At 75.2% G+C, this 21460-nt stretch carries 18 protein-coding genes; 5 read left to right on the forward strand and 13 right to left on the reverse strand.

The features are described from left to right. Nucleotides 1-77 precede the first annotated feature (77 nt). Nucleotides 78-3287 carry a helix-turn-helix transcriptional regulator gene (locus tag EV384_RS30100; RefSeq protein WP_242624365.1) on the reverse strand — a complete coding sequence of 1070 codons (3210 nt, stop codon included), beginning with the start codon at nucleotides 3285-3287 and terminating at the stop codon, nucleotides 78-80. Next, entirely contained in the window at nucleotides 3284-3454 is a 171-nt protein-coding gene (locus EV384_RS35180; protein ID WP_165440113.1) for a hypothetical protein, read from the reverse strand. The genes EV384_RS30100 and EV384_RS35180 overlap by 4 nt, the downstream gene beginning before the upstream one ends. 217 nt (nucleotides 3455-3671) lie before the next feature. Between EV384_RS35180 and EV384_RS30105 the strand changes: the two genes are divergently transcribed. Beyond that, complete coding sequence (locus tag EV384_RS30105) at nucleotides 3672-4361, forward strand: DUF4191 domain-containing protein (protein WP_130338656.1); 690 nt, start codon at nucleotides 3672-3674, stop codon at nucleotides 4359-4361. 166 nt (nucleotides 4362-4527) lie between these two features. Here the strand turns inward: EV384_RS30105 and EV384_RS30110 are convergent, their stop codons facing one another. Next, entirely contained in the window at nucleotides 4528-4932 is a 405-nt protein-coding gene (locus EV384_RS30110; protein ID WP_278045654.1) for an RDD family protein, read from the reverse strand. Between the two features lie 255 nt (nucleotides 4933-5187). On the opposite strand from EV384_RS30110, the gene glnA (EV384_RS30115) reads away from it, so the two are divergent. Continuing rightward, entirely contained in the window at nucleotides 5188-6612 is a 1425-nt protein-coding gene (gene glnA, locus EV384_RS30115) for a type I glutamate--ammonia ligase (protein ID WP_130338660.1), read from the forward strand. 70 nt (nucleotides 6613-6682) lie between these two features. Here glnA (EV384_RS30115) and EV384_RS30120 read toward each other — a convergent pair whose 3' ends face one another. The 4 genes from EV384_RS30120 to mptB (EV384_RS30135) all read right to left on the reverse strand — a co-directional run bounded on the left by EV384_RS30120 (nucleotide 6683) and on the right by mptB (EV384_RS30135) (nucleotide 10490). Continuing rightward, nucleotides 6683-7147: an SRPBCC family protein gene (locus tag EV384_RS30120; RefSeq protein ID WP_130338662.1), complete on the reverse strand. Its 465-nt coding sequence runs from the start codon at nucleotides 7145-7147 to the stop codon at nucleotides 6683-6685. Nucleotides 7148-7163: 16 nt separating this feature from the next. Further along, nucleotides 7164-7508, reverse strand: a complete 345-nt coding sequence (locus EV384_RS30125) for an ArsR/SmtB family transcription factor (RefSeq protein ID WP_130338664.1) — start codon at nucleotides 7506-7508, stop codon at nucleotides 7164-7166. Between the two features lie 78 nt (nucleotides 7509-7586). Next, nucleotides 7587-9083, reverse strand: coding sequence for a polyprenol phosphomannose-dependent alpha 1,6 mannosyltransferase MptB (gene mptB, locus EV384_RS30130; protein ID WP_423202928.1), 1497 nt, complete (start codon nucleotides 9081-9083; stop codon nucleotides 7587-7589). 6 nt (nucleotides 9084-9089) lie between these two features. Further along, entirely contained in the window at nucleotides 9090-10490 is a 1401-nt protein-coding gene (mptB, locus tag EV384_RS30135; protein WP_207232514.1) for a polyprenol phosphomannose-dependent alpha 1,6 mannosyltransferase MptB, read from the reverse strand. 44 nt (nucleotides 10491-10534) lie between these two features. On the opposite strand from mptB (EV384_RS30135), the gene EV384_RS30140 reads away from it, so the two are divergent. Next, the gene (locus tag EV384_RS30140; RefSeq protein ID WP_130338670.1) at nucleotides 10535-12106 is read left to right on the forward strand and encodes a hypothetical protein; all 1572 of its coding nucleotides are present in this window, start codon (nucleotides 10535-10537) and stop codon (nucleotides 12104-12106) included. A 318-nt stretch (nucleotides 12107-12424) separates the two neighbouring features. Here the strand turns inward: EV384_RS30140 and EV384_RS30145 are convergent, their stop codons facing one another. Beyond that, the gene (locus tag EV384_RS30145) at nucleotides 12425-15511 is read right to left on the reverse strand and encodes a bifunctional [glutamine synthetase] adenylyltransferase/[glutamine synthetase]-adenylyl-L-tyrosine phosphorylase (RefSeq protein WP_130338672.1); all 3087 of its coding nucleotides are present in this window, start codon (nucleotides 15509-15511) and stop codon (nucleotides 12425-12427) included. Nucleotide 15512: 1 nt separating this feature from the next. Further along, nucleotides 15513-16280, reverse strand: a complete 768-nt coding sequence (locus tag EV384_RS30150; protein WP_130338674.1) for a type 1 glutamine amidotransferase — start codon at nucleotides 16278-16280, stop codon at nucleotides 15513-15515. 70 nt (nucleotides 16281-16350) lie between these two features. Here EV384_RS30150 and EV384_RS30155 point away from each other — a divergent pair, with 70 nt between their 5' ends. Both EV384_RS30155 and EV384_RS30160 read left to right on the forward strand, forming a co-directional pair. Continuing rightward, a complete protein-coding gene (locus EV384_RS30155) occupies nucleotides 16351-17280 on the forward strand; it encodes a S66 peptidase family protein (protein ID WP_130338676.1) in 930 nt (309 codons plus the stop codon). Between the two features lie 152 nt (nucleotides 17281-17432). Further along, complete coding sequence (locus EV384_RS30160; RefSeq protein WP_130338678.1) at nucleotides 17433-17903, forward strand: hypothetical protein; 471 nt, start codon at nucleotides 17433-17435, stop codon at nucleotides 17901-17903. A gap of 254 nt (nucleotides 17904-18157) precedes the next feature. On the opposite strand, the gene EV384_RS30165 is transcribed toward EV384_RS30160, so the two are convergent. From EV384_RS30165 to glnA (EV384_RS30180), 4 genes are all read right to left on the reverse strand, one after another. After that, nucleotides 18158-18529, reverse strand: coding sequence for a VOC family protein (locus EV384_RS30165; RefSeq protein ID WP_130338680.1), 372 nt, complete (start codon nucleotides 18527-18529; stop codon nucleotides 18158-18160). Between the two features lie 191 nt (nucleotides 18530-18720). Further along, on the reverse strand, nucleotides 18721-19413 hold the full coding sequence (locus tag EV384_RS30170) for a helix-turn-helix transcriptional regulator (protein WP_130338682.1): 693 nt from the start codon (nucleotides 19411-19413) through the stop codon (nucleotides 18721-18723). A gap of 32 nt (nucleotides 19414-19445) precedes the next feature. After that, nucleotides 19446-19871, reverse strand: coding sequence for a DUF350 domain-containing protein (locus EV384_RS30175; RefSeq protein WP_130338684.1), 426 nt, complete (start codon nucleotides 19869-19871; stop codon nucleotides 19446-19448). Nucleotides 19872-19951: 80 nt separating this feature from the next. Continuing rightward, the gene (gene glnA / locus EV384_RS30180) at nucleotides 19952-21301 is read right to left on the reverse strand and encodes a type I glutamate--ammonia ligase (protein WP_130340909.1); all 1350 of its coding nucleotides are present in this window, start codon (nucleotides 21299-21301) and stop codon (nucleotides 19952-19954) included. Between the last annotated feature and the right edge of the window lie 159 nt (nucleotides 21302-21460).

Below are 21460 nucleotides of genomic sequence, written 5' to 3' on the forward strand. Positions count from 1 at the left end.
CCGCGCGGATGCCTTCACGCGCGGCTGGCCTCCCGGTGGCTGACCGCCGGCGCAAGGCGGGCGGCCGGGACGGGTGGCTACCGGGCGCGCGGTGGCGGGACGGTCACGGTGGGACGGTCCAGCAGGCCGAGGCGGTACGCCAGCGCGGCGGCCTCGACCCGGTTGGTGACGTCCAGCTTCGCGATGATCCGGGAGACGTGCACGCTGGCCGTCTTCGGCGAGATGAAGAGCCGCTCGGCGATCCGGCTGTTGCTGTGCCCCTCGGCGACCAGCCGCAGCACCTCCTGCTCCCGGCTGGTCAGCAGGTCGGGGCCGGGACGGCCACCGCCGCGCAGCCCGACCCGGCGGGCCAGGACGGCGGCCTGCTCGGCCAGCGGCGTCGCGCCGAGCCGGGCGGCGAGGTCGGCGGCCTCCGGCACCGCCGCGGCCACCGCGTCCCGCTCCCCGGCCGCGGCGGCCGCCTCGGCCAGCCCGAGCAGCGCCCGGCCCAGCGGGTACGGCTGCCCGGCCGCCCGCCACGCCTCGACCGCCGCCCGCCAGGCCGGCGGCGCCGCGTCGCCGGTCGCCAGGATCGCGGTGACCTGGGCGGCGTGCGCCCGCTCCGCCGGATAGCGGGCGGGCAGGGCGGCGGCCATCGTGGACACGTCGGCGGCGAGGTCGGCGTCCCCGGCCAGGGCGGCGGCGCGGGCAACGGCGCTGAGCACCGGCCACCCCTCCCGGGGCAGGTCGGGCAGGCGCTCGTCGGCCAGCGCGATACGCGCCGCCTTCACCGCCGCCAGCTTGTCGTCCGCGGCGAGCGCGGCCTCGACGCGCAGCTCGTGCAGCGGCAGCCGGTGGTTGGGCCAGAGGTACGGCCGGGCGAGGAAGGCGAGCGCGCGGCCGACCAGCTCGTCCGCGGCCGGGTGTGCCCGGGCCAGCCGCAGCCCGGCGCGGAGCTGGAGCCAGTGCAGGCCGGACACGCCGGGCGGGTCGATCCGGGCCGCCTCGGCGCAGGCCGCGTCGGCCTCGTCCCAGCGGCCCAGGGCGATCAGCGCCTCGGCCCGGTTCGACAGCAGGTACGCCCCGGTGGAGCGGCTGATCCCGACCCGGCGGGCCTCGCTCACTCCGGCGGCGGCGGCCTGCTCCGACTCGGAGTAGCAGCCCAGCTCGAAGAGCACGTCGGAGAGGTGGACCAGGGCGCTGACCAGGACGGCGGCGTTGCCGGTGGCCCGGGCCGCGGCCTCCGCCCGGCGCAGCTCGGCCAGTCCCAGGTCGGGGGCCTTGTCGGTGCGGCAGAGCAGGGCGATCCGGGTGGGCAGCAGCGCGACGTCCACGCCGATCCGCTCGGCCGCGGCCATCGCCTCGGCGGCCACCGAGGCGGCCTGCGCCGGATCGATCTTCGCCAGGTGGGCGGCGATGTCGGCGAGCAGTCCGACCCGCTCCGGGCCGTCCGGCACCCCGGCCGCCAGCCGGTGCGCCTCGCGCAGCTCGGCGGTGCCGTCGCTCTTGCCGAGCAGCGCCAGCAGCCGCCCCCGCCGGTCGAGCAGGCGGGCGGCGCGCAGCGGCTCGGCGGCGGTGTCCACCTCGGCCAGCGCGGCCCGGGTGAGGGTGACGGCGCGGCTGGAGTCGCCGGCGGTGGTGGCGGCGGACAGGGTCTCCTCGAGCACCCGGAGGTGGTCCATGCCGAGCCGGTCGGCGGCGTCGGGCACCAGCTCCCACAGCTCCAGCACCCGTTCCAGCAGCCGGCTCTGCTCCGCGTACGCGTACCGGTCGGCGGCGGCGCAAGCCGCGGCGCGGGCGGCGACCAGGGCGCGGGGGTGGTCGTGCGCGGCGTACCAGTGGTGGGCGATCTCGGCCGGGGCGCGACCGGCGGCCACCAGGTGCGGCTGCGCCTCGATCGCGGCGGCGTAGCGGGCGTGCAGCCGGGCGTGCTCGCCGGGGAGCAGCTCGTCGTGGACGGCCTCGCGGACCAGCGCGTGGCGGAACTCGTAGTCGCCGTCGGGGTCGGCCACCACGAGCTGGGCGGCCACCGCGGCGCGCAGCGCGTCCTCCAGCTCGGACTCGGGCAGCCCGGCGACCTCGGCGAGGAGCTGGTGGGCGAAGCGGGTGCCGCCGGCAGCGGCGATGCGCAGCACCCGCTGGGCCGGGTCGGGCAGCCGGTCGACCCGGGCGAGCAGCAGGTCACGCAGGGTCTCCGGCAGCGCGGCGCAGCCCACCGGGTCGCCCGCGGCGGCCAGCTCCTCGATGAAGAAGGGGTTGCCCTGGGTCCGGTCGTGCACGTCGTCGACGGCCCGGGGAGCGGGCTCGGCGCCGAGCAGGTCGGCCAGGATGGCGCCGGTGCCGTCCCGGTCGAGCCGGCCCAGCTCGACGCGTTCGACGCCGCGGGCGCGGTCCAGCTCGGCGAGGAAGGGCCGCAGCGGGTGGCCGCGGTGCAGCTCGTCGGTGCGGTAGGTGCAGATCAGCAGCAGCCGCGCGGTCCGGGCCGCCCGGACCAGGAAAGCGATCAGGTCCCGGGTGGACCGGTCGGCCCAGTGCAGGTCCTCGATCACCAGGACCAGAGGCTGCCCGGTGGCGAGCCGCTGGAAGAGGTCAGCGACCAGGTCGAAGAGGTAGCCGCGCGGGGTGTCCGAGACGGGCAGGCCGGTCGGCGCGGCGACCCCGGCCGGCACCCGGGCCAGCTCCGGCAGCAGCCGGGCGAACTCCGGCTCGTACCCGGAGAAGACGTCCGCGCCGTCGCGGCGCAGCACCTCCCGCAGCGCCGCGGCGAACGGCGCGAAGGGCAGGCCGGCCTCACCCAGCTCCAGGCACTGGCCGACCAGGACGCGTGCCCCGGCGGTGCTGGCCAGGCCGCCGAACTCCTCCAGCAGCCGGGTCTTGCCGACGCCGGCCTCGCCGCCGACCAGGACGGTGGTGGGTTCGCCGGCGCGGGCCCGGACGAGCGCGTCGCGCAGCGCCGCCAGCTCCGGCTGGCGGCCGACGAGGACGGTGCTGGCGGCGCGTGCGGTCACGACACCGAGCATGCCATGACCGCCGCCCGCGGCGGCCCCGCCGACCGGCCGGTCCCCGGGCCGTTCGCCGGTGCCGGCGGGCGCCGGGCCGGCCGGCGACCGGTCGACGGTGGAGGCCGGCCGGGGCGGCGGGCCGTCGGCGTTCGCCGGGCCCGGACCGGCCGCCCCCGTGGCGGCCGGTCGGGCGTTCCGGTCGACCGCCGCCGAGCCGCCCGGCCTCGTCGGGCCGGGGCCGGTGGGCGCCCCCGGCGCGGGGGCGCCCCCGCCGGCGGCCGGCGTCGGCAGCGCGGTGGCGGTCACCGGCGGGTGTCGACGGCGCGGGCGGTGTGGGTGCGCCGGCTCAGCCAGCCGCGCGGGTGGCGGCGGGGCAGCGCCCGGGCGAGCCGGTCCGCTGCCGCGTCGGCCTGCAGCTCGGAGGCGTGCGTACGGTGGATGGTGAGCAGGAAGTCTGCGTCGTTGCCGAACATCTCGGTTCCCCTGTCGTGCGGTGTCGTTTCGCTGTCGAGATTCACTTTCCGCGCGAAGGTGGCCCCGGGGCATGGGTCCGCCGCCTGATCTTCACCCCCTCCCCCTCCTTACCGAGGGGCCTCAGCGGCCGGGTGGCGACGTAAGGTACTCAGCCCGCCGGGCGGAGGGGCCGGCCGCGGATCAACGGGGCGGGCGCGGACCACTAGACTCTTCGGCATGGCAAAGCCCCAGGAGAAGGTCTCGTTCGGCCAGCGGCTGAAGCAGATCGGGATGGTGTTCCAGTTCACCGCCAAGCAGGACCGGTGGTTCGCGCCGCTGACCGCCGCGGCGGTGCTGATCCCGCTCGCGCTCACCGTGGTCGCGGTGATCCTCTGGGGCTGGATCTGGCTGCCGATCGGCATCCTGTTCATCCTGCTCGCCGTGCTGATCGTGCTGAACCTGCGGTCCAACAAGGCGATGATGAACGCCGCCGAGGGCCAGCCGGGCGCGGCGGCGCAGATCATGGAGAGCATGCGCGGCGACTGGCGGGTGACGCCGGCGGTCAGCTCCACCACCCAGATGGACATGGTGCACCTGGTGATCGGCCGCCCCGGCGTGATCCTGCTGGCGGAGGGAAACCCGCAGCGGGTGCGCGGCCTGCTGGGCCAGGAGAAGCGCCGGCTGGCCAAGGTGATCGGCTCCGCCCCGCTGCACGACTACGTGATCGGCCAGGGCGAGGGTGAGCTGCCGATCCGCAAGCTGCGGATGACCCTGATGCGGCTGCCCCGCTCGCTGGCCCCCAAGGACGTCAACGCCCTGGACAAGCGACTCAAGGCGCTCACCGCCCGCCCGCAAATGCCCAAGGGCGCGATCCCCAAGAACATGCGCCCCCCACGCGGCGCCTTCCGCCAGACCCGGGGCCGCTAACCCCCCGTCTTACGCGCGAAAGAGCCGGGCCCTGACGGGCCCGGCTCTTCTCGTCCCGCGCCCCCGCACCCTCTCCCCGTCGATCTTGCGGTTGGGGCCCGGACTCTGTCCCGTTTCGCGCCTTTGGTCCGGGCCGCAAGTGCAAGATCGCGGGGGTGAAGGGGGGTCAGGGGCGGGGGGCGGGGGTGATGACGGAGTTGGTGAGGCGGTCGTGGAGGCCGCGGCGGTGTTCGTCCATGATCAGGGCGGGGACGACCAGGGCGAGCAGGAGGCCGCGGAACAGGGCGCGGACCAGGCCGATCCGGCCGCCGTCGGACCAGGCGACGCAGCGGATCCGGGTGATGTACATCCCGGGGGTCTGGGCGAAGAGGCCGAGGAAGAAGCCGTACTCCAGGACGAGGACCAGCACCGGGGCCCAGCCGTCGCGGACCGGGTCGGCGAAGAACCTGGACGCCAGCAGGCAGAGCACCCAGTCGATGACCAGCGCGCCGAAGCGGCGACCGAGGCTCGGCGGGGTGAAGTCGGGGTCTGTGGCGGGCGGCGCCGGCGCCGGGGCATTCGGGTTGGTCACAGCGGTCAAGGGTAGCCAGCGGCGGGGGCGGGTCCGGATGCGCTCTCCCCGTCAAATCGGACCAAGGGTGTCAATTGGCGCGACACCCCTTACAGCCGGTATGGTCCGAACGGAGAACCAGAGGTGACTGAGCGGCCGGGATGACGCTCCGCGAGGGACGTAACACGGCGGAAACAGGGGAGACACCGCCGGGCAACCGCACGGTCATAGCGTCGCCAGGAGCCTAGCCACCCCGTGGACGTGCCAGGAGGACGTGTGTTCGCCAATCCCGAGGAACTCCTGCGATACCTCAAGAACGAGGACGTGAAGTTCGTCGACGTACGTTTCTGTGACCTGCCCGGCGTGATGCAGCACTTCAATCTGCCGGTCGAGTCCGTCGACGACGCACTCTTCACCGACGGCCTCGCGTTCGACGGCTCGTCGATCCGTGGCTTCCAGGCGATCCACGAGTCGGACATGCTCCTGCTCCCGGACGTCGCGACCGCCTTCATCGACCCGTTCCGCGCGCAGAAGACCCTCGCGCTGAACTTCTTCATCCACGACCCGTTCACCCGCGAGGCGTACTCCCGGGACCCGCGGAACGTGGCGAAGAAGGCCGAGGCCTACCTGGCGGCGAGCGGCATCGCCGACACCGCGTACTTCGGCGCCGAGGCGGAGTTCTACATCTTCGACTCGATCCGCCACGAGACCTCCGCGCACCAGTCGTTCTACTACATCGACTCGATCGAGGGCGCCTGGAACTCCGGCCGGGAGGAGGAGGGCGGCAACCGCGGCTACAAGACCGCGTACAAGGGCGGCTACTTCCCGGTGCCGCCGGTGGACCACTACGCCGACCTGCGTGACTCGATCGTGCGGCGCCTGGTCGACACCGGGTTCACCGTGGAGCGCTCGCACCACGAGGTGGGCACCGCCGGCCAGTCGGAGATCAACTACAAGTTCTCCACCCTGCTGCACTCCGCCGACCAGCTCCAGCTCTTCAAGTACATCGTGAAGAACGAGGCGTGGGCCAACGGCAAGACCGCGACGTTCATGCCGAAGCCGCTCTTTGGCGACAACGGCTCCGGCATGCACACCCACCAGAGCCTCTGGCTGAACGGCGAGCCGCTGTTCTACGACGAGACCGGCTACGCTGGCCTGTCGGACACCGCCCGCTGGTACATCGGCGGCCTGCTGCACCACGCGCCGTCGCTGCTCGCCTTCACCAACCCGACGGTCAACTCGTACCGCCGCCTGGTGCCGGGCTTCGAGGCGCCGGTCAACCTGGTCTACTCGCAGCGCAACCGGTCCGCCTGCACCCGCATCCCGGTCACCGGCAGCAACCCGAAGGCCAAGCGGGTCGAGTTCCGGGTGCCGGACCCGTCCAGCAACCCGTACCTCGCCTTCTCGGCGATGATGATGGCCGGCCTGGACGGCATCAAGAACAAGATCGAGCCGCCGGCGCCGATCGACAAGGACCTGTACGACCTGCCGCCGGAGGAGTGGGGCGACGTCAAGCAGGTCCCGGGCTCGCTGCCCGAGGTGCTCACCGCGCTCGAGGCCGACCACGACTACCTGCTCGACGGCGGTGTGTTCACCCCGGACCTCATCTCGACCTGGGTGGGTTGGAAGCGGGCCAACGAGGTCGACCCGGTGCGCCTGCGCCCGACCCCGCACGAGTTCGCCATGTACTTCGACTGCTGACCAGCTCCACCAGCACCCGGCCGGGCCGGCTCCGCGACAGCGGGGCCGGCCCGGCCATTTCGTGCTCCCGTCAGCGGGCGAGCAGCGCGTCCAGCTTGGTGAAGGAGCTGCCCCAGCCCTCCTCGGCGTCCGCCCGGACGGCCGGGTCGAACGGGCCCTGCCGCAGCACCAGCCGGGTCTTGCCGCCGGGCTCCTCGTGGAACTCCAGCCGCACGGTCAGCCGCGTGCCGTCGGGGAACCCGGGGACGCCCTTGACCTCCTCGTAGCCGACCAGCAGCTCGTTCTCGACCACCTCGCTGAAGGTGCCGTCGGCCGGGGACGTCATGCTCGGGTCGGCGTCATTGACCATGGTGAAGCGCTGGTGTCCACCGACCCGGGCGTCGATGTCGACGGTGTCCCGGGGCACCGACCAGCCGACCGGGCCGAACCACTGGGCGAGCTGGTCCGGGTCGGTGAACGCGCGGTAGACCAGCTCGCGCGGGGCGTCGAAGACGCGGGTGATGACGAGCTCCTGGGCCGCCGTGGTCTCGCTCATGGTGCTGTCCTCTCTGTCACTGCTCGTGCTGCTCGGCCTGTGCCTGCATCCGCTTGAGGTGTGCGTCGAGCCGGTCGAAGTTCGTGTCCCAGAACTGCCGGTAGCGCTCCATCCAGGCCGTCGCCTCGCGAAGCGGCTCGGGGTTGAGACTGCTGGAGCGCCACTGGGCGCTGCGGGCCCGGGTGATCAACCCGGCGTTCTCCAGCACCTTGAGGTGCCGCGAGATGGCCGGGAGGCTGATCGCGAACGGCTCGGCGAGCTCCGTGACGGTGGCGTCGCCCTCGGCCAGCCGGGCCAGGATCGCCCGGCGGGTGGGGTCCGCCAGCGCCGCGAAGATGACGCTGAGCCGATCGTCTGCCACTTTCGTAACCACCTCGTTAATTAACGGATGCGTTAAACGTATGCCGATCGGGGCCCGCCGTCAAGCACTTCGCCCCGATCAGGCCGGGCGCGCGCGTCGGGCCAGCGCCACCCGGACCGCCCACACCCCGAGCGCCACCACCAGGGCGGTCATCGCGATCGCGCCCGGGGCCTTGGTGAACCGGGCCAGGTTGGTGCCGTCCGGCAGGGCGAGGAAGCAGACCACCGCGCAGGGCAGCACGAACCAGGTCGTCCGCGCCACCGGAACCGTGGCCACCGACAGCACGGCCAGCGGCCAGGTGGCGTACCAGGGGTGGAAGACCGGGGCGAGCAGCACGGTGGCGGCCAACGCCAGGCCCGCCCCGGTCAGGGCCACCCGGGGCCGGGCGGCGGCCAGCCAGGCCACCCGCTGCCGTACGTCGTTCAGCCGTCGCAGCGCCGACCAGGCCCACCACCAGAGCGCGACGAGCAGCACCGTCAGCACCAGCAGCGCGACCAGGCGGGCCACCGGCACCGCGTGCGGCTCCCGACCGACCAGCGCACCGGCGTAGTCGACGACGAAGCCCACCGCGGTCGGCGGCGAGGTCCACTGCTCCGAGTCGCCGCTGCGGGCCAGCCCACCCACCCAGCCGACGCCGAGCCCGGTGACCAGGGAGGTGACCAGCAGTGCGCCGACCACTCCCCCGGCCAGCCAGGCCGCGGCCCGCAGCAGCGCGCGCGGCGTGTAGTGGCCCAGCACCGCGGCGAGCGCCGCGAACGGGAGCACCACCACCGCGACCGCCTTCACCGCCACCGCCAGCCCGAGCAGCACCCCGGCCACCAGCAGCGCCCGCGGCCCGCCGGGCCGGCGGACCAGCACCAGCAGGCCGAACAGGAGCAGGCCGAGCAGCAGCGCGTCGTTGTGCGCGCCGGCGACCAGATGCACGCCGACCAGCGGGCAGGCCAGCGCCAGCCAGGCCGCCCGCCGGGTCGGCACGCCGACGGCCCGGGCCAGCCCGGGCAGGCAGAGCGCGGCCAGCAGCAGCCCCGCCACCGCGAGGACCCGCAGCAGCACGACCGCCCCGACCAGACCACCGCCGAGCGCGACCGCCAGCCCGGCCAGCAGCACGAAGAACGGCCCGTACGGCGCCGGGGTGTCCCGCCAGAGCGGCGGCACCGCGTCCGTCCACGGGCAGCCGGCCGCCGCCACCCCGACCCGGTACGGATCGGCGCCGTGCGTCCACGACCAGCCCTGGCAGACGTACGAGTAGACGTCGCGGCTGCCCAGCGGCGGCGCGGCCAGCAGCGGCAGCAGCCAGAGCCCGGCGGTCAGGTACGCCCACCGGGTCGACGGCGCGCCCCGCCGCAGCGCCCACCAGGCGCCCACCAGCAGGACCGTGCCGACCAGCCAGCAGCCGAGGACCAGCGGCCCGTGCGGGCCGCGCCAGATGCCGACCGGGGTGGTGGCGGGGGCGTCGGGCAGCGCCCCGCCGAGCCAGCCGGCGACGGTCAGCAGGGTCGCCCCGACCAGGCCGGCGTACCGCGCGGACCGGGCTCGTCCGGGCCGGTCGGCCGCGTCCGGATCGGCCACCGGCACCTCTCCTCAGTCGGCGGGGGCCGGCTGGCGGGCCGCCCGAGCCGACCGTACCAACCGGACGACCACCACGATCACCAACAGCGTCATCAGGGGTGCGCCGGGCATCTTGGTGAACCGGGGCAGGCCGGTGCCGTCCGCCAGGACCAGGAACGACGACACCAGCGCGACGACCGTGAACCAGCCGGTGCGCCGGGCGGTCGCCGCGAGCACCGCCAGCGGCCACATCCAGTACCAGGGGTGGAAGAGCGGGGAGAGCGCCACCGTGGCGGCCAGCGCCAGGCCGGCGTGCCAGAGCGGGTCCCGGTGGCGGGCCCGCCACCAGAGCCAGACCAGCAGCACGACGAGCACCAGCACCCCGATCGCCCGGGTCACCGGCAGCGCGTCGACGTGCGCGCCGAAGAGCGCCGCGACGTAGCCGACGGTCTGCCCGACCGCGGTCGACGGCGAGGTCCAGGCGATGACCAGGTTGCCCTGCTCCAGACCGGTGATCCAGCCGAAGTCCAGCCCGGCGGCGAGGGTCACCCCGACCACCGTGGCCACCGCCGCCCCGACCACCCACGTGCCGTCGCGGAGCAGCGCGCGGAACCGGAACGGCCCGGCGATCGCGGCCAGCGCGGCGAAGGGCACCACGACCAGCGCGGTGACCTTGAGCCCGGCGGCCAGCCCCAGCAGCAGCCCGCCGCCCAGCAGCGGCAGCGGGCGACCCGGCCGGGAGGCCACCACCGCCAGCCCGGCGATGAGCAGGCCCACCATCAGCGCGTCGTTGTGCGCGCCGGAGACCAGGTGTACCGGCACCAGCGGGCAGGCCAGCGCCAGCCAGAGCGCCCGTTGCGGCGGTACCCCGCAGCGGCGGGCCAGCACCGGCAGGCACCACGCGGTCAGCGCCACCCCGGCCACCGCGGCCAGCCGGAAGAGCACGATGCTGCCGACCAGCGACCCGGTCGCCGCGACGACCGCCCCGGCGAGCACCACGAAGAGCGGCCCGTACGGCGCCGCCGTGTCCCGCCAGATGTACGAGATGGTGTCCAGCCACGGGCAGGGCAGGGCGGACACCCCCTGTTCGTACGGGTTGATCCCGCCGCCGTAGCTGGCCCCCTGGCAGGCGTACGCGTACACGTCCCGGCTGCCGAGCGGCGGGGTGACCAGCATCGGCAGCAGCCAGAGCGCGATCGTGACCAGCGCCCAGCGGGTCGACGGCACCCGGTCGCGCAGCGACCACCAAGCCCAGGCCAGCAACCCGGTACCGACCAGCCAGAGCGCGATGATCAGCGGGCCGTTCCGGCCCTGCCAGATGCTGACCGGGGTGGGTCGCAGGTCTCCGTGGGGCAGCGCGCCGCCGAGGAAGGCGGCCACCGCGAGCAGCACCGAGCCCGCCAGGCCGGTCCAGCGCGAGAGGTGGTGAGGCACGCGGGACATGCTGCCAGTACGGTGGTCGCGGTCGGGAGGTGGGCATGCGGGGCAGTCGGGTGGTGGTGGTCTCCGCCGCGTCCGCGCTCGCCCTCGGCGTGCTGTACCTGGCCCTGCCGGCGACCGGCTCGGACCTCTCCGCCCAGGTGGCCCGCGCCGACTTCTTCGCCGCCCACGGGACGGCCCCGGTGGACCTGCGCTGGTACGGCGGCGTCCACCCGTGGGGCTACAGCCTGGTCTCGCCGCCGCTGATGGCCCTGCTCGGGGTACGCCTCACCGGCGCGCTCGCGCTGCTCGCCGCGGCGACCGCGTTCGCGGCCCTGCTGGTGCGCGCCGGGGTGCCCCGGCCGCTGCTGGGCAGCCTGGTCGGGCTGCTCACGATCGCCGGCAACCTGGTCTCCGGCCGGGTGACGTACGCCCTCGGGGTGGCCTTCGGCCTGGCCGCGCTGCTCGCCCTGACCCTGCCGGCGCACGCCCCGCCGGGGCGCCGCTGGCCGCGCGCCGCGCTGGTCGTGGCCGGCGCCCTGCTGGCCTCGGCGACCAGCCCGGTGGCGGGTCTCTTCGTCGGCCTGGCCGGCGTCGCGCTGCTGCTCACCCGCCGGTACGCCGACGGTCTGCTGCTCGGCGCCGCCGCCGCGCTGCCGCTGGGGGTGACCGGGCTGCTCTTCGGCGAGGGCGGCTGGATGAACATCAGCCGCACCGACACCCTGCGCGCGGTGCTGACCAGCCTGCTGGTGGCCGCCCTGGTGGCGTACCGCCCGGTGCGGGTGGGGGCGCTGCTGTCGGCGGCCGGGGTGCTGGCCGCGGCGCTGGTGCACACCCCGGTCGGGTTGAACGCCACCCGCCTGGTGGTGATGTTCGCGCTGCCGGTGCTGGCCGCCGCCGCCCGGCTGCCCCGGTGGGTCGGCGCACGGCGTCGGCGTTCGGTCGGTGCGCTCGCCCTGACGGTGCTGTTGGGCGTGGTGTGCTGGTGGCAGCCGCCGGTGGTGGCGGCCGACCTGCGCAGCGCGGGCGACCAGACCAGCGACCGGGCGTTCTTCGACCCGCTCCGCGCCGAGTTGACCCGCCGCGGGCTCGCCGGTCGGGTGGAGGTGCCGCCGACCCGCAATTACTGGGAGGCCGCGCACCTCGGCGAGGTGCCGCTGGCGCGGGGTTGGCTGCGGCAGGCGGACATCGCCCGCAACCCGCTCTTCTTCACCACCGTGCCCGGCGCGACCGGCACCGGCGTGCCGCTCACCGCCGGGTCCTACCGGGCCTGGCTGGCCGACAACGCGGTGCAGTACGTCGCCGTGCCGGACACCGAGCTCTCCTGGGTCGGCCGGGCCGAGGCCGAGCTGGTCGCCGCCGGCCTGCCGTACCTCACCGAGGTCTGGTCGGATCGGCACTGGCGGCTGTACGCCGTCACCGATCCGACCCCGCTGGTCGGCGCCCCCGGTGAGCTGGTCCGTCAGGACGGCGCGTCGGTCACCTTCCGCACCTCATCGGCGGGGACCGTGCCGGTCCGGGTGCGGCACGACCGCTGGCTGGCCGTCTCCGGCGGCGCGACGACCGCCGCCGACGGCGAGTGGACGGCGGTGACCGTGCCGCGGGCCGGCACGTACACCCTGGGCGGCTGACCCGCCGCGGCCCGTCCCGGCCGTCGCGGCCCGTCCCGGCCGCCGCACCCGGCCCGGCCGGGGCCGGACACCTCTCTTCACGCCCTATGAAGCTGATGTCGTAGATGAATCACCGAGCGGACCGGGCCGGCGGGTGAGGCGACGCGGGGCCACAGACCGAAGGCGACCCGCCGGACCCGGCGGCGACATGGTCGGCACCGCGCGGTCAATCGTTTACGTCATCAGCTTCACAGGGACCAAACACCAGGGTGCCCGGCAGGGCGAAACCGCAGCCGGTGCTGCCCCGACCCGCCCACGGCCAGCCGGGCATGCGGGCGGTCAGGCGGGGGCGTCCAGGACCCGCTCCATCGCCGCCCGGGAGCGACGGCCGGTGCGCAGGTACTCGTCGAGGAACTCGCCGGGGTCGTCCCGGCCGAGCAGCCGGACCACGCCGGCCAGCTCCACCCCGTGCCGGGGCAGCTGGTCGCCGGCCCGGCCGCGGACCAGCATGAGCGCGTTGCGGACCTGCGCCGCGAGGGTCCAGCCGGCGGCCATCGCCGCGGCGTCGTCCGCGTCGACCAGGCCGGCGTCCCGGGCGGCGGCGAGCGCGTCGAGGGTACGCGTGCCGCGCAGCGCCGGCACCCGGCCCGCGTGCCGGAGCTGGAGCAGCTGCACCGCCCACTCCACGTCGGCCAGACCGCCCCGGCCCAGCTTGGTGTGGGTGGCCGGGTCGGCGCCCCGGGGCAGCCGCTCGTTCTCCACCCGGGCCTTGATCCGGCGGATCTCCACGACCTGCTCGCGGGTCAGCCCGTCGGCCGGGTAGCGGACCGGATCGACCATCGCCTCGAACTCGGCGCCGAGGTCGGCGTCCCCGCAGACGAACCGGGCGCGCAGCAGCGCCTGCGCCTCCCACACCTTCGACCAGCGCGCGTAGTACTGCGCGTACGCGGCGAGGCTGCGGACCAGCGGGCCCTGCCGCCCCTCCGGGCGCAGGTCGGCGTCGACACCCAGCGGCGGGTCGGGGGCGGGCACGCCGAGCAGCCGGCGCAGCTCCTCGGCGATGGTGTGCGCGGTGGCGCTGGCCGCGCTCTCGTTCGCCCCGGCGGGCGGGTCGTAGACGAAGAGCACGTCGGCGTCGGAGAGGTAGTTGGACTCGTACCCGCCGAGCCGGCCCATCCCGATCACCGCGAACCGCAGCCCGGGCAGCTCCGGCCGGACGGCCCGGGCGGTCCGCAGCGCGGCGGCCAGGGTGGCGTCGGTGACGTCGGAGAGGGCAGTGCCGACCGCGCCGACGTCGGCGAGCGTCGGCACCCGCTCGGCCCGTACGCCGGGGTCGGCGGGGCGCGGGGTGAGCGGGGCGAGCGCGCCGGCCCGACTGAGCACGTCGGCGCAGGCCAGCCGGACCAGCTCCCGGCGGCGCAGCGCGCGGACCGCCCGGGTGGCCTGCTCCGGGTCGGCGTGCCGGGCCGCCGCGGCGGCGAAGCCCTCGCCGAGCACCTGGCGGGGGCGGGGGGTCAGTTCGCTGTCCTCGGCGAGCATCCGCAGCGCCTCCGGCTCCCGGGCCAGCAGGTCGGCGGCGTACCGGGAGGAGGAGAGCACCCGGGCCAGCCGGCGGGCCACCGGGCCCTCGTCGCGGAGCAGCCGCAGGTACCAGGGGGTGCTGCCGAGCTTGTCGGAGACCTGCCGGTAGTTGAGCAGCCCCCGGTCCGGCTCCGGCGCGTCGGCGAACTCGCTGAGCAGCACCGGCAGCAGGGTGCGCTGGATCGCGGCGGTCCGGCTCACCCCGCCGGTAAGGGCCTGCAGGTGCCGCAGCGCCCCGGCCGGGTCGGCGAAGCCGAGGATCTCCAGCCGGCGCCGGGCCGCCTCCGGGGTCAGCCGCAGCCCGTCGGCGGGGACCCGGGCCACCGACTCCAGCAGTGGCCGGTAGAGCAGCTTGGCGTGCAGCCGGCGTACCTCGGTGGCGTGGGTGACCCACTCGGCCCGGAACTCCTCGACGGCGCTGCGGCCCGGGGTGGCCGTGTAGCCCAGCGCGGCGGCCAGCCAGCGCAGCGCGGCCGGCTCGGTCGGCACGGTGTGGGTGCGGCGCAGGCCCTGGAGCTGGAGGCGGTGCTCGACGCCGCGCAGGAAGCGGTAGCCGCGCAGCAGCGCCTCGCCGTCGGCCCGGCCGACGTAGCCGCCGGCGACCAGCGCGCGCAGCGCCGGGATCGTCCCCGGCGCCCGCAGCGACTCGTCGACCCGGCCGTGCACCAGCTGGAGCAGCTGGACGGCGAACTCTATGTCGCGCAGCCCGCCCGAGCCGCGCTTGATCTCCCGCTCCAGCTCCTTCGGCGGAATGCTGTCGATGATCCTGCGGCGCATCGCCCGGACGTCCTCGACCGCCTCCGGGCGCTCGGCGGCCGACCAGACCAGCGGCGCGAGCTGGTCGATCCACTCCCGCGCGAGGTCCAGGTCGCCGGCCGCCGGCCGGGCCTTGAGCAGCGCCTGGAACTCCCAGGTGCGGGCCCAGCGCCGGTAGTAGGCCAGGTGGCTGGCGAGGGTACGCACCAGCGGCCCCCGGCTGCCCTCCGGCCGCAGCGCGGCGTCCACCGGCCAGGCGACCAGCCCGCAGACGTGGATCAGCCGGGTGGCGACCAGGGTCGCCGCGGTCAGGTCGTCGTCGTCTGCGGCGACGAAGATGACGTCCACGTCGGAGACGTAGTTCAGCTCGTCCCCGCCGCACTTGCCCATCGCCACCACGGCCAGTCGGGGGCGTGGCGTCCCCTCCGGCAGTTCCCCGACGGCGATCTCGTACGCGGCCGAGAGGGTGGCGTCGGCCAGCGCGGAGAGCGCCGCCATGGTCTGCTCCAGGCCGCGCCCGCCGGTCAGGTCGGCCGCCGCGATCCGCAGCAGCGCCAGCCGGTACGCCTGCCGCAGCACCGCGACCGGCTGGGTGGACGGGGTGAGCCGCGCCGCGGCGGCCAGGTCGAGCCGGCCGTCGGCGGTCGGGGCGAGCCCGTCCGGGGCGGTGGCCAGCACCGACCACTGGTCGGGGTTGGCCACCAGGTGGTCGCCGAGGGCCGAGGACGCCCCGAGCACAGCGACCAGCCGGCGGCGCAGCCCCGGGTCGTCGTGCAGCGCGTCGAGCAGCGCGGACCCGGTCCTCTCGCCGGTCGGCGCGGCGCCGCCGTTGGCCGCGACCGCCCGCCCGGCCCCCGCGGCGCGGCGTTCCGCCTCGACGAGGCGGTGCAGCTGGCGCAGCGCCAGATCCGGGTCGGCGGCCCGGGAGAGGGCGGCCAGCAGCTCGACGGCCCGCTCGCCGGCCGGCTCCTGGGCGTCCGGCCGCCACAGCCCCAGCCCGTCGGGCCCGAGCAGGTCGGCGGCGCGCGCCCGACCGTCGCCCTCAGCGAAGCCGTACCGGGCGAGGCGGCCCCGGGCCGGTCGGGTCATCTCAGTGCCCGAGCAGCGGCAGGCTGCGGCGGGTGGTGTCGTCGTCCAGCTCACCGAGGGCGAGGGCGGCGAACCGGATGGCGAACGGCTGCCAGACCTCCTCGACGTCGGCCATCACCCGGTCACAGGCGGTCACCACCAGCTCCTCGTCGTACCCCAGCTCGGCCAGCAGCTCCGAGTCGCGGGCCCAGTCGGCGATCATCGCGGTGTCGCACTCGATGTGGAACTGGAGCCCCCAGGCCCGGTCGCCGAGGCGGAACGCCTGGTGCGGATAGCGGGTGGAGGCGGCGAGCAGGGTCGCGCCCCGGGGCAGCTCGGTGATCTCGTCGGAGTGCCACTGGAGCACGTCCGGGATCAGCGGCACGTACCGGAAGAGCGGGTCGGCGTCGGCGGCGTCCCGCTTGCCGACCACGCCCGGGCCGACCTCCGGGCCGGACGGGCTCCGCTCGACCAGGCCGGCGTGCGCGGTGGCCAGCAGTTGGCCACCGAGGCAGACGCCGAGGGTCGGGACGCGGTACCGCACCGCCTTGCGCAGCAGCCCCTCCAGCGCCGGGAACCAGGGCGCGCCGGGGGTGCCGTCGGGCAGCGGGTACGCCTGCTGCTCGCCGCCGAGCACCACCAGCGCGGCGTACCCCGCCAGGTCGGCGGGGAGCTCCTCGCCCGCGTGCGGGCGGAGCACCCGCAGCTGGAGGCCCCCCTCGGTCAGCCACTCCCCCAGTCGGCGGAGGTCGTCGGTCGGGTCGTTCTCGATCACCAGCGCGGTCGCCACGTGTCGAGGCTAGCTGGTGCGGCGGCGAACGCCCGGAACGGCTCAGCCCGGCGCGCACTAAGCTCCCGCTGTGCTAACCGACGACTGCCTGCGCCCACCGGTCCTGCGCCCCGGCGACACGGTGATGCTGGTGTCCCCGGCCGGCCCGACCCGGCCGGAGCGGGTGGCCCGGGGCGTCGAGCTGGTCACCGGCTGGGGGCTGCGCCCGGTGCTGGCACCGAACGCGTACGCCCGGCGGGGCTACCTGGCCGGCGGCGACGAGCTGCGCGCGGCGGACCTGAACACCGCCTTCGCCGACCCGGAGGTACGCGGGGTGCTCTGCACCCGGGGCGGCTACGGCGCGCAGCGGGTGGTGGACCTGATCGACATGGCGGCGGTCCGGCGGGACCCGAAGGTCGTGGCCGGCTTCTCGGACATCACGGCCCTGCAGTTCGCGCTCTGGCGGGGGGCCCGGCTGGCCAGCGTGCACGGCCCGGGCGCGGCCTGGCTGGACGAGCGGACCCCGCTCCACTCGGCGGAGTCGCTGCACGCCGCGCTGATGACCACCGAGCCGGTGACCGTGGCCGCCGCGGCCGCGGAGGAGACCTTCGGCGTGCGGGTGCCCGGCCGGGCGGTCGGCCCGCTGCTCGGCGGCAACCTCTGCCTGATCACCGCGTCGATCGGCACCCCGGACATGCCGGACCTGACCGGGGCGGTGCTGCTGGTCGAGGAGGTGCAGGAGCCGCCGTACAAGGTCGACCGGATGCTCACCCAGCTGCGCCGCTGCGGCGCCCTGGACGGGGTGGCCGGGGTGGCGGTGGGCCAGTTCACCGACTGCGCCGACGGCTGGGAGACGACCGTCGCGGACGTGCTCGGCGAGCGGCTGGGCGACCTCGGGGTGCCGGTCCTCGGTGGCCTCCCGATCGGCCACGGCGTGGGCCAGCTCACCGTCCCGGTCGGCACCCGGGCCGTCCTGGACGCCGACGCGGGCACCCTGACGGTCGCCCCGGCGGTCCGCTGACCGGTTCCGGTCGGTCGCGCGCCGGCAGGGCCCCGTTCGTCCGGTCGCCCGGCGATTGCCAGCTCGCGCACAGGGTCGCCACGGGTTGCCCCCAGCTCCGCCGGTCACTGTCTGTGAGGTCATCGCACCACCACCGATCAACTGGAGGACTGATGTCCCGCACGATGTCGAAGAAGCACCTGCTGGCCGGCCTGGCCGCCGCCGGAGTGCTCGGCGTGGGGATCGCCGCCCCCACGGTGGCGTTCGCCGGGGACAGCACGGCCACCCCGAGCCCGAGCGCCAGCACCAGCACCAGCACCGATCAGGGCACCGATCGGCAGCAGCAGCGGGCCGACCGGGAGGCCGACTTCGCCGCGGCGCTCGCGAAGGAGCTGGGCGTCCCGACCGACAAGGTCACCGCCGCGCTGGAGAAGCTGCGTGAGCAGCGCAAGGCCGACCGGCCGGAGCGCCCGTCCATCGAGGACCGGCAGGCGATGCTGAAGGAGCGGCTGGACCAGGCGGTGAAGGACGGCAAGCTCACCCAGGAGCAGGCGGACGCGATCACCAAGGCCGCCGAGGCCGGCGTCTTCCCGGGCCCGGGCGGCCGGGGCCACCACGGCCCGGAGGGTACGACCGACAAGTGACCCGGTGGCCCCGCTCCTCACCGGCCGTTCTCTTCCTCCCGGCCGGACCGTCTCCGCGGCGGGGCCACCCCTCTCGGCCGGCGCTCGGCCCCGCCACCGTGCGGGGCCGGCTCCGGGTCCGCCCCGGCGGCGTTGCCGGGGCGGACCCGGCCGGGTCAGCGCCGGTACGGCTCGTCCGTCCCGATCTTCCCGGGCGCGGGCTTGCCGGGCAGGCTGAGCACGCCCGCCCGGGCACGAGCGCACCGACCACCGGGTCACGCCGTGGCGGGCGGTGTGAAGACGCCGAGGTGGTTGCCGGAGGGGTCGAGCAAATGGGCGAAGGTGAGCCCGCTCGGCGTCGTCTTCGCCGGGACGAGCACCTTGCCGCCGGCCGCCTCGGCCTGCCGGCAGGTCTCCGCCACGTCGGCCACCTCGGCGTAGAAGATCGCGTAGTTCGGCGACTGCCCGCCGGTGGCCCGAATCGCGCCCCCGATCCCCCGCTCCCCGCCGGCCGTCGTCTGCCGGTACGACGCACCCGGCCCGCCCTGCTCCTCGAAGCTCCAGCCGAACAGCTCGGCGTAGAACTTCTCGGCCTCCTCCGGCCGGTCGGAGCCGATCTCGAACCAGGTGATGGGCGTGCTGGACATGCTGCCTCCTGTCGTTGCGCCGGCCGGTCGGCCGGCGTCGTCAGGAAGCAGCCTCGCCCCCGCCCGCGACACCGTCCTGTCGGTGTTTCCGGTGGACCTTCCGGAATGCGGAGCGTCTCGAGCACGCGGTCATGTCCGGGGACGGCGGACCGGCCAGCATCCCGCGTCCGGCGGACCGGCGCTGTCGGGTTTCAGACCAGGCTCAGCGCGCGGACCCGCCCGTGGGGGATGTCCAGGTCGCCCAGGCGCAGCTCGCGGTCCACCCGCTCCGACAGCGCCGTCACCGACACGATCCGGTCGGTGCGGAAGCAGCGCAGCCCGTCGCGGAGCCGGCACCAGGCCAGCAGGTACCAGTGCCGGGGGTTGCCGAGGTAGCCCAGCGGTTCGACGTCGCGGACGGAATCCGTACCGGACCGGTCCGCGTACCGCAGGCGGAGCACCCGGCGTGCGGTGACCGCGTCGGCGACGACGGCCGGGACGGGCGTGGTCGGCCCGTCGCCGATCAGGTGCACCCGGCCGGCCAGCCGGTGCGCCTCGGCCACGTCGGCGGCCGGCATCACCGCGACCAGCTTGCGCAGCGCGGCGCCGGCGGCCGACGCGAACGGCGTGCCGCCGAGCCGGTGCAGGGCCACGGCCATCGCCACGGCCTCGCCGGCGGTCAGGTTGACCGGCGGCAGGGTGTGCGCGCGGTCCACCACATAGCCGCCGGTGCGGCCGGGCTCGGCCCAGATCGGCACGCCGGAGGCCTGCAACGCGCCGATGTCGCGCTCGATGGTCCGTACGCTGACCTCGAAGCGCCGGGCCAGCCAGCGGGCGCTGCGCGGGCGCGGCGACACCGCCCGCAGCTCCTCCACCAGGGCGTAGAGACGGTCGGTCCGGTTCACCCCCGGAAGCTAAGCCCCGGGTACGACACTGCTCAGGCGATGCAGGCGCAGACGATCAGCGCGGCCCCGAAGTGGGTGGCGGCGCTGACCCGGGCCGCCGGGTGCGGCTCGTCCGAGCAGATGATCTCCCCGAGCCGGCCCGGGGTGAGCAGGTCGAGCACGAAGAAGGCCAGCGCCATCACCAGCAGGCCGACCACCCCGAAGATCACCGTGGAGGCCAGCCCCTTGCCGAAGGAGCTGTAACTGGTGAGGATCGCGGTGAAGACGATGCCGGCGATGCCGAGCTGGTTGGCTGCCAGCAGCAGCGCCGCGTTGCCGTTGCGGCGCACCCAGATCAGCTCCCGCAGCCGCCCCGGGGTGAGCAGGTCGACCAGCAGGAAGCCGGCCGCCATCAGCGCCACCCCGACGACCCCGAACACCACGCTCTGCCAGGCCCCGCTGAGCAGATCCTCCAGCACCGGCTGCCTCCCGCCCGCCGCCGCGCGGCGGGGGTGCCGGCACGGTGATCGAGACGATAGCGGGCCCGGGCCACCGTGATCTAGAGCGACAGGTAGCGCTGCCGCTCGTACGGGGTGACCTCGCGCCGGTACTGCTCCCACTCGGCCCGCTTGTTGCGCAGGAAGAAGTCGAAGACGTGCTCGCCGAGGATCTCGGCGACCAGCTCCGAGCCGGCCATCACGTCGATCGCCTCGGCCAGGTTCTCCGGCAGCGCCTCGTAGCCCATCGCGCGGCGCTCGGCGCTGCTCAGCGACCAGACGTCGTCCTCGGCGCCCGGGGGCAGCTCGTAGCCCTCCTCGATGCCCTTCAGGCCGGCGCCGAGCATGACCGCGAAGGCCAGGTACGGGTTGGCCGCCGAGTCCAGCGAGCGCACCTCGACCCGGGCCGAGTTCGGCTTGCCGTACGCCGGCACGCGGACCAGCGCGGAGCGGTTCAGGTGACCCCAGCAGACGTACGCCGGGCTCTCGGTGATCCGGTCCGGCAGCGCCTGCGGGAAGAGCCGCTTGTACGAGTTGACCCACTGGTTGGTGACCGCGGTGTACTCCCGCGCGTGCATCAGCAGGCCGGCGATGAACGACTTCGCCACCTTGGAGAGCTTCATCGGGTCGCCGGCGTCGTGGAACGCGTTGCGCTCCCCCTCGAAGAGCGACAGGTGGGTGTGCATGCCGCTGCCGGGCTGGTCGGTGAAGGGCTTCGGCATGAAGCTGGCCTGCACGCCGGTGGAGAGCGCCACCTCCTTGACCACGTGCCGGAAGGTCATGATGTTGTCGGCGGTGGTCAGCGCGTCGGCGTACCGCAGGTCGATCTCCTGCTGGCCGGGGGCCACCTCGTGGTGGCTGAACTCCACCGAGATGCCGATCCGCTCCAGCGCCAGCACGGCCTGGCGGCGGAAGTCCCGGGCGACGGCGTGGGTGGTGTGCTCGAAGTAGCCGCCGGTGTCCACCGGGACGGGCACCGAGCCGTCCTGGGCGCCGTTCTCCAGCAGGAAGAACTCGATCTCGGGGTGGGTGTAGAAGGTGAAACCCTTCTCGGCCGCCCTGGAGAGCATCCGGCGCAGCACGTGCCGCGGGTCGGCCCAGGAGGGCCCGCCGTCGGGCAGCAGGATGTCGCAGAACATCCGGGCGCTCTCGCCGCTGACCCCGCCCTCGAAGGGGAAGACCTGGAAGGTGGTCGGGTCGGGCATGGCCACCATGTCGGACTCGAAGACCCGGGCGAAGCCCTCGATCGCCGAACCGTCGAAGCCGATGCCCTCCTCGAAGGCCGCCTCCAGCTCCGCGGGGGCCACCGACACGCTCTTCAGCGTCCCGAGCACGTCGGTGAACCACAGCCGGACGAACCGGATGTCCCGCTCTTCCAGCGTACGGAGGACGAACTCCTGCTGACGGTCCACTTCCACCCCTCGCGACACTGATCTCCGGCAACCGGTCCGGGCCGGTCCGGCCTGACCGCCCAGTCTCCACCCGCCTCGTTACGCAGACGTTACGCGACCATCCGGCGCGCGGCGCGCCGTGTCCCGGCGGGCGGGCCCGGGGCGTCCGCCCGGGCCGGG

The organism is Micromonospora kangleipakensis (assembly GCF_004217615.1).
Classification (GTDB): domain Bacteria; phylum Actinomycetota; class Actinomycetes; order Mycobacteriales; family Micromonosporaceae; genus Micromonospora; species Micromonospora kangleipakensis.

What these genes read in the sequence shown, in the direction of transcription:
- EV384_RS35180 (WP_165440113.1), bottom strand. Translation starts at nt 3,454, where the DNA reads ATGTTCGGCAACGACGCAGACTTCCTGCTCACCATCCACCGTACGCAC.
- EV384_RS30105 (WP_130338656.1), top strand. Translation starts at nt 3,672, where the DNA reads ATGGCAAAGCCCCAGGAGAAGGTCTCGTTCGGCCAGCGGCTGAAGCAG.
- EV384_RS30120 (WP_130338662.1), bottom strand. Translation starts at nt 7,147, where the DNA reads ATGAGCGAGACCACGGCGGCCCAGGAGCTCGTCATCACCCGCGTCTTC.
- EV384_RS30140 (WP_130338670.1), top strand. Translation starts at nt 10,535, where the DNA reads ATGCGGGGCAGTCGGGTGGTGGTGGTCTCCGCCGCGTCCGCGCTCGCC.
- EV384_RS30145 (WP_130338672.1), bottom strand. Translation starts at nt 15,511, where the DNA reads ATGACCCGACCGGCCCGGGGCCGCCTCGCCCGGTACGGCTTCGCTGAG.
- EV384_RS30160 (WP_130338678.1), top strand. Translation starts at nt 17,433, where the DNA reads ATGTCCCGCACGATGTCGAAGAAGCACCTGCTGGCCGGCCTGGCCGCC.
- EV384_RS30165 (WP_130338680.1), bottom strand. Translation starts at nt 18,529, where the DNA reads ATGTCCAGCACGCCCATCACCTGGTTCGAGATCGGCTCCGACCGGCCG.